The sequence below is a fragment of the Saprospiraceae bacterium genome (assembly GCA_016717265.1).
Lineage (GTDB): Bacteria > Bacteroidota > Bacteroidia > Chitinophagales > Saprospiraceae > Vicinibacter.
In genome coordinates this window covers 1,337,770-1,351,263 of sequence record JADKFX010000001.1, presented here as the reverse complement: position 1 = coordinate 1,351,263, position 13,494 = coordinate 1,337,770, and the positions used below count along the sequence as shown (strand labels likewise).

General features: G+C 33.0%; 14 protein-coding genes and 1 pseudogene. 1 reads left to right on the top strand and 14 read right to left on the bottom strand.

Annotated features, from left to right (window positions below):
- Positions 1 to 210 precede the first annotated feature (210 nt).
- The 14 genes and pseudogenes from IPO86_05335 to IPO86_05270 all read right to left on the bottom strand — a co-directional run bounded on the left by IPO86_05335 (position 211) and on the right by IPO86_05270 (position 13,112).
- Entirely contained in the window at positions 211 to 1,167 is a 957-nt protein-coding gene (locus IPO86_05335) for an aldo/keto reductase (GenBank protein MBK9727524.1), read from the bottom strand.
- 368 nt (positions 1,168 to 1,535) lie between these two features.
- The gene (locus IPO86_05330) at positions 1,536 to 2,231 is read right to left on the bottom strand and encodes a CPBP family intramembrane metalloprotease (protein ID MBK9727523.1); all 696 of its coding nucleotides are present in this window, start codon (positions 2,229 to 2,231) and stop codon (positions 1,536 to 1,538) included.
- Positions 2,232 to 2,692: 461 nt separating this feature from the next.
- Entirely contained in the window at positions 2,693 to 3,580 is an 888-nt protein-coding gene (locus tag IPO86_05325) for a hypothetical protein (GenBank protein MBK9727522.1), read from the bottom strand.
- Positions 3,581 to 3,677: 97 nt separating this feature from the next.
- Positions 3,678 to 4,691, bottom strand: coding sequence for a S41 family peptidase (locus IPO86_05320; protein ID MBK9727521.1), 1,014 nt, complete (start codon positions 4,689 to 4,691; stop codon positions 3,678 to 3,680).
- Between the two features lie 1,135 nt (positions 4,692 to 5,826).
- The gene (locus IPO86_05315; protein ID MBK9727520.1) at positions 5,827 to 6,459 is read right to left on the bottom strand and encodes a hypothetical protein; all 633 of its coding nucleotides are present in this window, start codon (positions 6,457 to 6,459) and stop codon (positions 5,827 to 5,829) included.
- Between the two features lie 12 nt (positions 6,460 to 6,471).
- Positions 6,472 to 7,551: a beta-lactamase family protein gene (locus IPO86_05310; GenBank protein MBK9727519.1), complete on the bottom strand. Its 1,080-nt coding sequence runs from the start codon at positions 7,549 to 7,551 to the stop codon at positions 6,472 to 6,474.
- A gap of 235 nt (positions 7,552 to 7,786) precedes the next feature.
- Positions 7,787 to 8,437 (bottom strand): annotated as a pseudogene (locus IPO86_05305) (class I SAM-dependent methyltransferase).
- Positions 8,438 to 8,777: 340 nt separating this feature from the next.
- On the bottom strand, positions 8,778 to 9,887 hold the full coding sequence (locus IPO86_05300; GenBank protein MBK9727518.1) for a beta-lactamase family protein: 1,110 nt from the start codon (positions 9,885 to 9,887) through the stop codon (positions 8,778 to 8,780).
- A complete protein-coding gene (locus IPO86_05295; GenBank protein MBK9727517.1) occupies positions 9,884 to 10,492 on the bottom strand; it encodes an N-acetyltransferase in 609 nt (202 codons plus the stop codon). The genes IPO86_05300 and IPO86_05295 overlap by 4 nt, the downstream gene beginning before the upstream one ends.
- A gap of 13 nt (positions 10,493 to 10,505) precedes the next feature.
- On the bottom strand, positions 10,506 to 11,207 hold the full coding sequence (locus tag IPO86_05290; GenBank protein MBK9727516.1) for a carbon-nitrogen hydrolase family protein: 702 nt from the start codon (positions 11,205 to 11,207) through the stop codon (positions 10,506 to 10,508).
- Between the two features lie 52 nt (positions 11,208 to 11,259).
- Positions 11,260 to 11,682 carry a hypothetical protein gene (locus IPO86_05285; protein MBK9727515.1) on the bottom strand — a complete coding sequence of 141 codons (423 nt, stop codon included), beginning with the start codon at positions 11,680 to 11,682 and terminating at the stop codon, positions 11,260 to 11,262.
- Positions 11,683 to 11,911: 229 nt separating this feature from the next.
- Positions 11,912 to 12,136 (bottom strand): hypothetical protein, encoded by a 225-nt coding sequence (locus tag IPO86_05280; GenBank protein ID MBK9727514.1) that lies wholly within the window; start codon positions 12,134 to 12,136, stop codon positions 11,912 to 11,914.
- Positions 12,133 to 12,909: a class I SAM-dependent methyltransferase gene (locus IPO86_05275; GenBank protein MBK9727513.1), complete on the bottom strand. Its 777-nt coding sequence runs from the start codon at positions 12,907 to 12,909 to the stop codon at positions 12,133 to 12,135. Before IPO86_05275 ends, IPO86_05280 begins: the two co-directional genes overlap by 4 nt.
- Positions 12,909 to 13,112 (bottom strand): hypothetical protein, encoded by a 204-nt coding sequence (locus IPO86_05270; protein ID MBK9727512.1) that lies wholly within the window; start codon positions 13,110 to 13,112, stop codon positions 12,909 to 12,911. Before IPO86_05270 ends, IPO86_05275 begins: the two co-directional genes overlap by 1 nt.
- 53 nt (positions 13,113 to 13,165) lie before the next feature.
- On the opposite strand from IPO86_05270, the gene IPO86_05265 reads away from it, so the two are divergent.
- Positions 13,166 to 13,492, top strand: a complete 327-nt coding sequence (locus IPO86_05265; GenBank protein ID MBK9727511.1) for a hypothetical protein — start codon at positions 13,166 to 13,168, stop codon at positions 13,490 to 13,492.
- Positions 13,493 to 13,494 lie beyond the last annotated feature (2 nt).

Sequence of the window (13,494 nt, the reverse complement as noted above, 5' to 3'; positions counted from 1 at the left end):
AAGAATTGGCGATTTCCCTGCCCGACTGCACCATTCAGGCGGGGGAGCACAAAACTGTCAAGCCACCAAAAATGTTGATGCGCGCTTGCATGTTCAATGAACCACTGAACACCCATCAGTGTATAAACGCTTTGTTGGCAATAATTAGTTTTTGAATTTATCTTTTAATTATATCTAAAACTTTATTAGATTCCAAAACGCTGTATATTACTAATAACGATTTCCAATTGTTACCGAAGGCATAGAATTTTGAATAATAGCCAGATCAGAATCTGTTAACTCCACCTTAAATGCTCCTAAATTCTCTTCGAGACGATGAATTTTTCTAGTGCCTGGAATAGTCACGATTTCATCGTTTTGAGATAATACCCACGCTAAAGCAATTTGCGCTTTGCAAACTTTTTTGTCTTGTGCAATTTGTTCAATAACTTCAACAAACTTTAAATTCTCTTCGATTGCTTCATCTTGAAAGCGAGGTAGTGTTAGACGCCAATCATTTGTTTCTAAATCTGCTCGGCTTTTAATAGCCCCTGTTAAGAAACCCCGACCCAATGGACTATATGCGACAAAGGTGATTCCAAGTTCTAGACACACATCCAAAATCTCATATTCAGGTTCGCGGCTCCACAAAGAATATTCGTTTTGAACGGCAGTAAGCGGGTGCACAGCATGTGCCCTTCGAATTGTTTCTACATTCGCTTCACAGATGCCTAAGTGCTTTACCTTTCCGTGTCTTACCAAGTCACTCATTGCACCAACAATTTCTTCAATTTCTACTTTCGGGTCTTGCCGATGCATGTAATACAAATCAATTGTATCAACTCCCAAATTTTTAAGACTTTGTTCGCACGCTTGTCTTATGTATTCTGGCTTACCGTTAAGTCCAAGAAATTCACCTTTGGATCCTCGCATCACAGCAAACTTGGTCGCTAAAATTAGCTCACCCCAACGTCCTTTAAACGCTTTCCCTAATAGTCGTTCATTTGCTCCCCAACCATACATGTCGGCTGTGTCGAAAAAATTTACTCCTAGATCGATGGCTTTATGCAAAGTATTCATAGATTCTTCTTCGTTAAAAGAACCATAAAACTCTGACATACCCATACAACCAAGTCCAATTCGTTTCACTTGTAGAGCACTGTGTCCTAATGTTGTTGTTTGCTTCATTCTATCTGTGTTTTAAAATTATTAATAATAAACTTTTTGTCTGTCGCTTCTATGTCTATTTGTTTTAGTAAGGTATTCATAGTGTTAACTAAAACGGATTGGTTGGCGATGTGGCGGATTTTAGGACTAAAGTTCATACGGAATAGAAATGCTGAACCTTGTAAAAATGTTTCCAGGAAGCACCTCAGCCACCATATTGCCAAATCGATGTTGTACATTCGTTTTTTTCCTTTTCGTCATTTGTTGTCAATGATGCTTGTGTTAAATAATAGTACGAAATAAGTTTTAATCTTTCTATAACCACAAAACTGTCTGCGGAGTATGCAACCGAGCCTATTGCGAATGTGTTATTATGTACTGGCATTTTTCTAAGGTAAGTCAACTTGTCGATGGCGTTTTACAATTAAAAGGTCAATTAAAATTACAGATATTTTCGGAAGTAAAAGCATTGTAAAAAAAGCAAAGTAAGAAATTGTCACTGTTGGCGGTGGAGCTGTTAATGTCAAAATGTGGCTGCCTGTTGGAGTGCCTGGAAAAATATAGTTCTGCGTCAAGTTCCAACCAAAATGTATTGCAAAAGGTATCAGTAATGAAAAAGTTCTTGCGTATGAGTAAGCCAATAAAAGTCCCATTGAAAATGTAAAAATGAACACCATAATCATTTGTGTCAGGTTGCCCCAAACTCCTGCATTTATCCAATGCAATACCGCAAAAATTATAGATGAAATAAGTACAGCTTTTGCCTGTCCGATTTTTTTAATTAGAATGTAAAGTAATGCCCCTCTGCAAATTAACTCTTCTGTCAAAACTGTCCTGAATTGATACCAGGTTTCAATTAAAATTGACTGAATCGTCAAAGATTGTGATATTGTGTATTCTTCTTTTGCAAAGTACATTCTCAAAAGAAAAGCTGTCGCAGAAAGTATGGCCGAAACAATAAAAAGGATTGTGAAATATTTCAGCCTGTCTTTTGTAAGTGTCAAACCCAAAACTGATAAGTTCCCTTTTTCAAAAAGCCAAATTAGTAACCAAGAAATTGAGAATAGTCCTAATAGTTGTAACATTTTTATATTTTAAATTTCTTGTCAGTCTGCATATGCTTCTGACTAACGTCACCAGTCAAGACTAAAAATCAACACGTTGAAAATCAAAAATCAGCTGGTTTTAGATCAAATTTAGCTATGGATTTTCGAATTCTACTGACTATGCCTTGTTTTCTTTTTTGAATTAGCATTAGGTACTCTTTGGGTGGTGCATATTGAATTTTTTTTGTGACAAGCTATTTCAGGACAAGACAATTTAGCTTTTCCTGGATATTAGATACCTCAATTAAATCTTCTTGGATATCGTTTTGATCAAGTTGATTTAAAAATTCATTGCTCGTCTATGTAAGTTAAATGTCTATCAATTTTCTTCTGATTACACTTTCTATACCCACAAAACTGTCTGCGGAGCACGAAACCTCGCTTATTGCAAATGTGCTGTTCAAGCGGTTCGGACTTTTCCTATTTTACTATTTGTTTGTTCAATTATTTTCTGGGGATTTTAGTTTCGGAAATTCTCCTTTTTGAATTTCAACCGTATTAAATCCATTAGTTATCAATGCTTGCTCTAAATTAAACTCTTCCGTTAAGAATAAATAATACTGAACATCCGTCATACTAGGGGCAAGTATTCCTAAATAGTGATTAGATTTTGGTTCATAATGATTATGTAAGTGGTATTTAAAAGTCCATCCTTTCTTTAAATCATTTTTTACTGCTTTTAAAATAATATTTGGTTTAGGAGGCCAAGGCTGATCGCTTGCGGCAAAATAAACCTTGACAAGTTTTAAAGAATCGTTAAATAAAACGAACCCATGAAACTCTGTTGGATGACTTAATAAAGGATACCTGCTTATTTGATAATCTAATAATTGCGACTCCAAATAGTTTATTGGTCTTATTTTTCCTAAGGTTTTAGAATGAATAAGTTGAGCATTCATAGAATCTCCATTTTCGGTATCTACAGATTTGTAAGAAATGTCTTGATATGCTAGTTTTCGTAAAATAAGTTTAAAGGTGTCCTTGCCAAGTATTTCACTTACTGAATCTTTATATAATTTTATGGAAGGTGGTTGAACAAAATTCGTGTCCCATAAAAAAGAGTCATTCTTGAATTCCCAATATTGAAAGATTTCTACTCCATTTATTTTTAGCACAATAGGAGAAAGGGTCTTCAAAGAAAAGTGTTGCACATTTCCATTGCTATGACAACTTAATATAAAAATAGTGACCAATAAAAATAGACCACCCAAAAGCTTAATTTTTCTACTCATCTCTTTTTTGTTATTCCAAATTATTTTCTCCGTTTTCAGGTTCACCAGCGTTACCGCTAACTTTTTCAAGCTTGGCGAAGGTCTCAATTTCAACATAAATATTGATTAGAAGAACCAATTGTTTGATTAACCACAAATGTGTTTGCGGAGCACGGAACCGCCGCTTTTGCCAAACCCGTCCTATGTTATACTCTTATTTTCTCGTCAACCATTGAATGGCTAATTTTATTTTTTCGTCCTTCATTAAGTCTTCAAAATTGTCACCGTGATGAACAATTACGTCTGGATTAACTACGGTTTTATAAACCGTTTTATTTCTGTCTGCAACAAAGTTGGTTGCAAAGTTTAAGGTCAAATTTGGGGCAAACTGAAAATATCCATTCGATGTTGTATATCCATCTGCTGTTGGCTCTCCAATAAAGTATGTATTGGGTCTTCCTTTAAATGCAATTGCCATCATACTACCAGAACTTTTTGATACTGGACCTATTAGTACTACAATTGGTATTGATTGAAACTTTGGTCTTAATTTCGTTGAAATATTGGTAGCCTGATAACCTCCAATAATGAAGTTTCCGTTTTTGATTTCCCAAGTTCTCACAATGCTATCATTTATATCTGTTTCGTATCCAATAATATTGTTTCCTAATAAAACACTAAGTCCCGAAAGCATTGGGTAAATATTTCCACCACCATTTAGTCTTAGATCAATAATAAAACCTTTTGGTTTTTTAACTGCAATATTGTTGATGCTATCATATAAGGATTGAGCAGAATAGTTTATCTGTTTAGGGTCATAAACCTGAAATGAAGGAACTCTCACATATCCAATTCTATTCGGAAGAAAAGAAGTGTAGATTTGATTGGTTGACAATATGGCTTTGTCATTTAATGGTATAATCCAAGCTAATGTTGTATCATCAAATTGTGGATAGTGACCAAAATACTGGTTTTTCAAATATATTTGAGAATGAACATCATTCAAACTTTCTAAGACAGATACAAAACATTTCATCGTGTCTTGAATGTTTTTAGAATTCGTGATTTGATAGTTGAAATTATGGTCAATTGGTTTCCAGTCAACCTTGTTCCGTAAAATGGAGTTTGATTTAATAAAAGAATATAGGCTGTCTACCGAGCCAGGAAATTGTCCGAATGAAATCGTTGTGAAATTACAAAAGGCAAATATTAAAATAGTTCTTTTCATTAGTCAAGGTCATTTATAATAACAGCTAACGGATTGGCTTGGCGATGTGGTGGATTTTAGCATTAAAGTTCATACGGAGCAGAAATGGTAAACCTTGCAAAAATGTCTCCAGAAAGCACCTCTGCCACCATATTGCCAAGCGATGTTGTACATTCCTTTTTTTTTCGTCATTTGTTGTCAATGATGCTTGTGTTAAATAATAGTCCGAAATAAGTTTTAATACAATTCCAATTGTTTCGGCATGTTAGAGAATATTTGTTCTTTCTTGACAAAGGCAAAGCTATTCAATTATTTTTTTATATACTTAATGATTTTGCTATACAATTAGCAGCCCATCTAAGTGCTATCTTAAAACGATTGGCCCACCTTCCAATTTGATTACGCAATACATTGTCCCCGCTAATTTTATTATTAGGAGCTAATCTAAGACTGGAAGTAAACTTTCTATTAAACTTTGGTCTTGCAGTTGCTTGTGCGGGTTCTAAATGTGCTTGCAAAATGAGCTGGTTTCTATTTCTTTTTTGTTTTCATTAATTCGGTCATTGTTGCTGAAAAGGGTAGCGCTTACCCTCAGCCTTTATTATAGCCATCCAATTCTGTCATGTCCCAATTTAAATTTAAAAATTCTTCGTCTTTAATTTCTTCTACTTTGTAAACCAAATAATATTGTGCTTGTTTTTAGTGTTTTTAAGGTAATTTATTCTTTCTAAAGTTTTCCTTGAGAAAATTCTGGGTCCTGATTCTCGGACTTAAAATAATTTTCCGGTTTGGATTTCTCCTTTTTTGTGCAATAATATGTACTTAGCTTCAGTTTCGTGAAGCCCCAATCTTAATGAGCCGCGACTGCTACCGGCTCTTGTATTAAACAAACCAGTTTTTAAAATCCAATCCCAATTTTATTTTTTGTAATAGGCCACAAATACAAAAGTCTCAACCGGAATTAAACTTCTATTTGCACCATATGTTTCCGGCAATGCCTCGTTAAGTTCATTCCATTTATCTTCCTTGTAAGTTTCATAAGTTTTAGTAAATTTAAGAGTTATTTTTTAAATTAGCTTTTAAAAAATGTTAACTTGTTTTAGGAAGAGGTACATTGTTATAAAAGCACGGAACCTCCGTTTTTGTATTACGGCCATTATTGGCTGTTTTTCCTCGCCATTATAAATATATTTATGCATAGGCAACATATCCATATTAAAAAAATTGCAAAACTAATTTTCTGAATTACAGGCAAATAAACTATAAGTTCTTTTGAATGGTAGACGTAATTATTTAGTCCGACAAGCAAAATATTCAATAGACCAAAAACAAAAAGCCAATACCATTTAGCTTTATAAAGCACTATAAAAGTACCAATGCTGGCTATAATTCCAAATATTGCTGCAAGGTTTGTTACAATGTCGTGGTTGAGATTTGAAAATAAAAACAAAGGAATTATCATTGCAAGTGTCCCTGAAATCTGAATTGTAAGTGCCATTCTTTTAGTACTAAAATGTATTGGAAATAAAATCCAAAAAAAAGAAAGCGTTAAACTAAGAACTAACATTCCTAACATTGCAATTGGTTTTGCAGGATTATATTGTCCATTAATACCGTTCTCATTTAGTAAGTTGCACCAATAATTATTTGTCCAACTAAACCCAATAGAATTTTTAGAAACCTGACAGCCACCGGGATATAAAAATGATGCAAAAACATAAAGTATAATAAAAATGAATGCTCCAAATATTGGAATCAACAAGAATCTATAATTTTTGGAACTCTGCATTTTCAAATGTTGCTATTTTTTTATCTTATTGTAGTACGGTATCCAACTTTCCCATTTCCAAGGTATACAGGTTTTGCCAAGTATAAATTCCAATAAAGGCTGGTATATCTCTTCACCGTTTTCACTATTTGTCATAATAATTATTGATATTCCTTTTTCAGGATAGTTTATATTGAAGTTTCTCCAAGAACCACCATTTCCTTCTTTAAAAAAAGCCTTTTCTTGATCACAATTGAAAAGCCCCCAACCAAGGCCATAGGTTAAAGCAATATTGTCGTTTTCGCTGGTTGTTTCAGTTGTTATTGGAGGGAATTGGGTTACTGAATGAATGGATATTTGCGGTGAGAGCATTTTATTGTAACTTTCTATATTAAGCCCGCTTTTTTGCATTACATTCTCAATAAATTTTGAATAATCAGAAATTGTAGTTACTAATGAACCGCCTGCGACTGGTTCTGTCCGTTTTTTCTTAATATCGATAGCTCCATTATCCATATGACCAACAGCAACATTATCATCTCCGAATGAATTATGCCAAATAAAACCAGTTCTTGTCATTTTAAACGGCTTAAATATTTTTTCTTGAGCCAATTCATCAATATTCTTGTGCGTAATTTCTTCAACTACTAATTGCAATAGTTTAAAAGCTTCTCCAGAGTAGGCGTATTTATCTCCTGGTTTAAAATATATTCTCATTACTCCTAATGTATCTTGAATTCCTGAAGTCGGATGAAACCATCTCACATTTGGAAGTCCTGTGGTATGACTTAAACACATTCGTGCTGTTATTAATTTCCACCTTTCATCGCTTTTTAAATCGGAAAAATAATCATATTCAGGGATGGGCTTTGCAAGATATTTATACAATGGTCTATCCAATTTCAGTACCTTTTCTTCAACCAATTTGGTAACTAAAAAACCAAAAACAGCTTTGCTGAATGATGCACCATACATAATTGTTGAGGTGTCTAACAACTCCTCTTTTGTTTTATTTCTGAAACCATATGATTTAATATATGTAAGCCTATTTTTGTTGATTATTGATAGATTTAACCCGTGAACATTCGCAGTATCTATGAGTTTCTCAACCATACTGTCTATTTCAATAGTTGAAATTTTATTATTGTCAAGCCTTGAAATATTTTGTCCAAAAATGCAATTAAAATTGATAAATAAGAAAATTGTAAATAGTCTCTGTCTCATAAATTTAAAATTTTTAAGCGATGTTAACTCTGTAAGTGGTCAAATAAAATAGCCATTATCGTTTGGCCTGTTGCCTTGCCGTCATGATATTTTTGTGTGTGACTTTCTGGACTCATAATCTTCCTTATCCCTTTTTAGCAATTATTTGAAATGCTTCCGCATGATTTCCATTCATTGTTTTAACTTCAATCAACCTTTCATTTATAATTTCAAAATTGTTGAGTAAATGCTGTATCCAGTCTTTGGTATGATGCCGAAATGTCACTCCTTCTGCTAATGTGAACACACCATAGTTTTCTTTGTTGCTATCCAGGTAATCATAACGGTCCATTTCGGAGGATTGGGTTTGCAAATAGTAGTCACTGATATAAATGATTCCACCCCTTTTAAGTTTAGAATATAAAGTTTGAATTAATTCCACTTGCAAAGCATTCTCTGGAATACACGTCAGTACCGCAAACAAAAGGAAACAATCAACGGAATTATTTTCAACTAGCAAACCATGTGGCATATCAATTTGAAAAATGGATTCTATGCCATTTTTATTTCCTCTGTTAATTAGTTCAGCCGAAATATCAAAACCTTTCACATTGGTAAACTTTTCTTCATTAAGTTTTTCAATCAAACGCCCATAACCGCAACCATAATCTACAATGCAGGCGTCTTTGTCCACGAACTTTTCAAGCAATGAAATATTGAGTGGATGTGTGAATGTTTTTTCATTCGCTATTTTGTTCCAATATGCCGTTTGATTACTCATTTATAATTTATGCATTAAAAAATATCAACTAATCATTGTCAGGTTTAAACTTACAGGAATTCCATCGATGAAAGGTTTCAGAATGCCTTTTTTGTTACTCTGCTTTATTAAGAACCCCTCAAAAAGAAAACTACAAATAAAAAAAATAGGTGTTAAATAAATTAACAAGGCAAAAATGCAGCTTGACTTAAGGAATACGAAAATACTTGTGGTTTGGAGATTTACGGATAATAAACTCCAACAACAAATAAAAAAACAAATTTCAAAAAATAAAAATGATTTTGCCAATGACTTTGCTTGAACATATACTATTGTATAAATGGAGTTTTCCATTGTGGTATTTCTATATTAGTATTTAATTTAACAGTTCAAGTATCCTGTTTCGTAAAAATTTCAAGTTTGATGTTTCTGAATTAGATAAAAAAATAAAAGTTATGTCCTTATCCAATAAACGATACATAACATGTGAGTTTCCGGGATGTCCGCCAGTGTGATAAACCAATTTTCCTGAAGGTTTCTCTTTTATAAACCAACCAAAACCATAACTGATGTTTGGGTTTGTTTTGGCATAAATTGTCTGTCCGTTATATGTTGTTTCGGTTATAGATTCATTTTGAATTTCGCAAGGCAATAGTTGGCAGTCTTTAAGTGCTTTATCCCACTTAGCCAAATCTCTTGCAGTTGTTACAACCGATCCATCACCATAAAAATTGCCCAAGTAAGATACGAAGTTATATTTTGGATGCAGATGTGCATATTCAAAATTTCCATTTTCAAATATGTGTCCAATGGCTAATTTTTTATTTTGAATTTTACGAATGTCTGTAACCATATAAGCAACCGTACTTTCCAACTTTAATGGTTCAAAAATGTTTTGGTACATAAAATCCTGATAAGTCAAGCCCGAAATATTTTCAATAATGCTTGCTAAAAAATCATAACCAATATCAACATACTGAAATTTTGTGCCTGGTTCAAATTGCATTGTAAGTTGATGTTGAATTAAATATGCTAAAACTTCTTTGTTGCCGTTTGATTTGGTAGTATCCATGTTGGGTCTGATCTCATCCCAAAAATTTGGAAGCCCCGATGTATGTTTAAGTAAATGTCTAACTGTAATATTCTTGTATGGAAAAGTTGAAATGTACTTGCATACAAAACTATCGTAATTCAAAAACCCCTTGCTCTTCAAAATCATAATTCCGTAAGCTGTGAATTGTTTTGAAATAGAAGCCACTTGGAACGAATTTAGATTGGTAAGTGGTATATTATGGATGGCATCTGCATATCCATAACTTTTTTCAAAAAGTATTTTGTTGCTTTTGGTAATTAAAATATTACCAAAGAATGGCGAACATGAATACATGCTATCCAGAATGTATTTTACACTGTCCATGTTTTGAGCTTTGGTAAAAAGAGTACCAAAGCATATCATGATAGTTAAAATTATTATCTTTGATTTCATTTTATGTTTTTTGTTCTTTCGTTTGCATTTGTCAAAATAGTTTGAAATGCTGAACTTGTTAAAACTGCATTTATTGTTTTTGGAGTTGGTGGATTTAAAATGTTATCAGTTAAGTGAAGCTGAAACCAATGTATGTCGTGCCAATTGCCATGTTTATAGCCAACCTTTTTAAAAAATCCAATTTCTTTAAATCCTAATGTCCGATGAAAGCCAACACTTTTTTCGTTCGGTAAAGCCACTCCAGCAAAAACATTGAAATATCCCTGCAGTTTTAAGAGTTCTAAGAGAGTCATATATAAAATTCTTCCAATTCCTTTTGTGTGAAAATCAGGAGCTATATAAATGCTTGATTCAGAACTCCATTGATAGGCGTTGCGGTAACGATATGTGCTTCCGTAAGCAAAGCCAATAATTTTATTGTTACACAAACAAATCAACCATGGGTATTTCTCAGTGCTTATTCGGATTCTTTCTCTGTATTCTTCAAGAGTTGGTGCTTCATATTCAAATGAAATTATAGTATGGTCAACATAATATTTGTAAATATCAAGAACAGCTTGGGTATCTGTTTCGTTAATGAAGCGTATCTCAAAATTGTTATACATTTAAGTATTAATGTTAAATTACAATAATTAATAAATTTTCTTCTGAGTTGTTCAATTGAGCATTTAACTTCCCGTCACTATTCCAAAATCCACTTTGCCCAGCACCCTCAAGTCCGTAAGATGAACCTGTATAATTTGCCATGAGGACATTCATTGAATACTTTTTTGCGTAGATACTCAAAAGTTCATAACCTTTTGCAATTCCGCCTGGTGTGTAAAAAAAACTGACTAAATACAAAGTGGATTTAGTTTGACTTGCATTTGCCGGATGCCCTGGATTTGCAATATCAGCACAAATAGCAACTGATATTCTTTGGGTCTGTAAATGAATTAATGGGTTGAATTTTGAGCTAGGAGAGAAATATTTTTCCTCTCCTTCATGCAAATTTTGCTTGGTGTAAATAGTATTTGAACCATCTGGTAAAAAGATAAATGAACCAATGTATAGTTGCGAGTTTATTTTGATTGGTGCTCCAACAAGAATGATCATATTGTTTTCAATGGCTTTATTGCAAAAAATATTGAGCCGTGAATCATTGGCATCAAACGATAACTCCTTTGCCAATTCTCTTTCATAGCCGGTTAGCGACATCTCAGGGAACAGAATTAACCCAACATTTTGTTGTGCAGCCAGTTCAATCATACGCAAATGATTTTGAATGTTTGCCTCTGTATTATTTTTATATGATTTTATTTGAGCTGCTGCTATTTTCATGCTTTAAATTAACAGTTTCAACAAGTTACTTCAAAAAAGAAGTAACCCTTAACTATGAAAAATAAGAATTTGCTAACCATTTATTATCTAAGTGGTCAAGTTCCAATCGCTTAATATTCAATTCCTTTACAGCTGCTTCTGCCTTTCCAGTCAAGATTGCATCTATTCCTGTTCTTTTATAACTTTCTCCAACTGACAGCCGAGTAATCTGTTTAAGACTGAAGGAATAATGAAAGGCATTTTCCGAAAATAGTTTAATCAAAATCATGATATAGCCTATAGTTACATCACGCATCTGGGTAATAAAAACTTTACAGAATTCAATTAAAAGTGTAGATCCCGTTGCTTTTTGAATTCCATCATATTCAAATATCTTATATACATTCGGAAATAAATCCAAGTGGAGGTTTAGAACCTCCTCGACTAAAGGAGCAATCGGTTTAAACTCTTTGAATTCTAAAGTTTCTATTTTCATTGATCCATATTATATTTAACATTAATCGCTTTATCATTTCACTTTCTATTTTTACATCATGCCGCGTTTCCAAACCATGTTAAAAATAAAATAGAATTGGTGTTAGGTAATATTCTCTGTTACTTTAAATCATTGTTACGGTCTATCACCCAAACAAAAAACAATTGATTTTCAGCTTTTAGTCTTTCAACATGCATACTTCCCATATCTTCTTCTTTATGTTTAATGTTTACAAATATTGAAAATCGAATTTCATTTTCCTTTTCAAAATCCACATCCGAATCAATAACATCTTGGTTTTTTTATCTTCCATCAAAGAATGGTTGCATTTTTCAACTCCATCCAATAAAATTGGAAACCTATCATTCAAAATTAGAGGATATTCATCATTCCAGAATGGATTGATTGGCGAGGATTGTAGAATTGCAAGTGTTTTTGTTTTGATGATATTCATGATATCTTTTGTAAATATTTTATCCAATTACCAAAAAGAAATGTTTTAGTATCATTTTCGTTCATGAAAAATGCATTAAGTTCACCGTTTAACCAAATCTCAGTATCCCTATAGTTTGTCTCATTATTTTCTACTTTTGAGATAATATTGCTCTGTGTTGTAAAATAAAGTACTAACTCATTTTTAGTAAATGAAACGGCATTGCTAAATTTTTCTTCCTTAAAAAAGTTGAATTTCACTTTATCCAAATTTTCATTTGTCCAGTTGTAACTAACAATTCTTGCCGGTGCTGGAAATGTTTTTAGATAATTAGTTTTATACCACTCTTTGAATTTAGGAACGCCCTCCATTTCAGCTAAAAAGAAATTGTCGTATAGAATTAACCATGCCCTATTTTTTAAAAGTCGGCTCGTTTCCATTAAAAATTTATCTATATCAAACCAGTGAACACCTGAGCAAACGGTAATTAAATCAAAGAAATTGTTTTCAAAAGCTTGTTCCTCTGCTTTCGCAATTTGGTAATTTATCTTGTCTTTTTGTAAAGCAAAGTCCAACATGGCTTTTGAACTATCTGTCCCATAGACATGAGAAGCTATTTCTAATAAGGCTTGAGTGGAGAGTCCTGTTCCACAAGCAATGTCCAGTGCCGAATTAAATTTATGTTCAAGTTTAAGAAACCCTTTAACATGACTAATCGTGTTGCTATGAAAGTTAGGCCTGCCATTGGCATATCTTTCGGCTACTGTAATTGGGGCAAAGTAGTTCATATCCATTAAATTTTCTCCCCTTCAATAAATACCATTGGTACTGTTAAAGTCAGTCCACTATTTTGCATTGAATAATCATTTAAGTTCTGTTCTAAAGCAAAAAATAGTCCTTGCAATTCGAACTTAGGAAACAAACCAATCCAAGTTGTAAGCCAACCTAACTTAACAAAATAATGATTTAAAAAGGCACTACCGTCAACAAATTTCATTTCAAAACTTTCTGTCTTGTCTTAAAATAGGTTTACACAAAACTAGTGTAAATATGATTAAAAAAATTGTAAAAAAGGCGGGGAAATACTTCAGTCAAGAAGATCAGCATCGAATCATTCAAGAGATGATTACTAATGGGTGTACAATAAAAGAGATCTGGAAGAAGTACACAGGTCAAGAGGAAGAGCATGGACAATTACTGAGATGGATGAAGAAATTAGGATATTCAGTCTCAGGAAGGCCAATGAGCGTTAAATTGAGCAAAAAAGAGACAGATATGGCAGTTAAAAAGAAGAAAGCTAAACTCCATAAAACATCCGAGGAATCATTTGAAAATCTTCAATTGAAAAATGGATTTTTGAACTTAAAAAGCAATTAAAA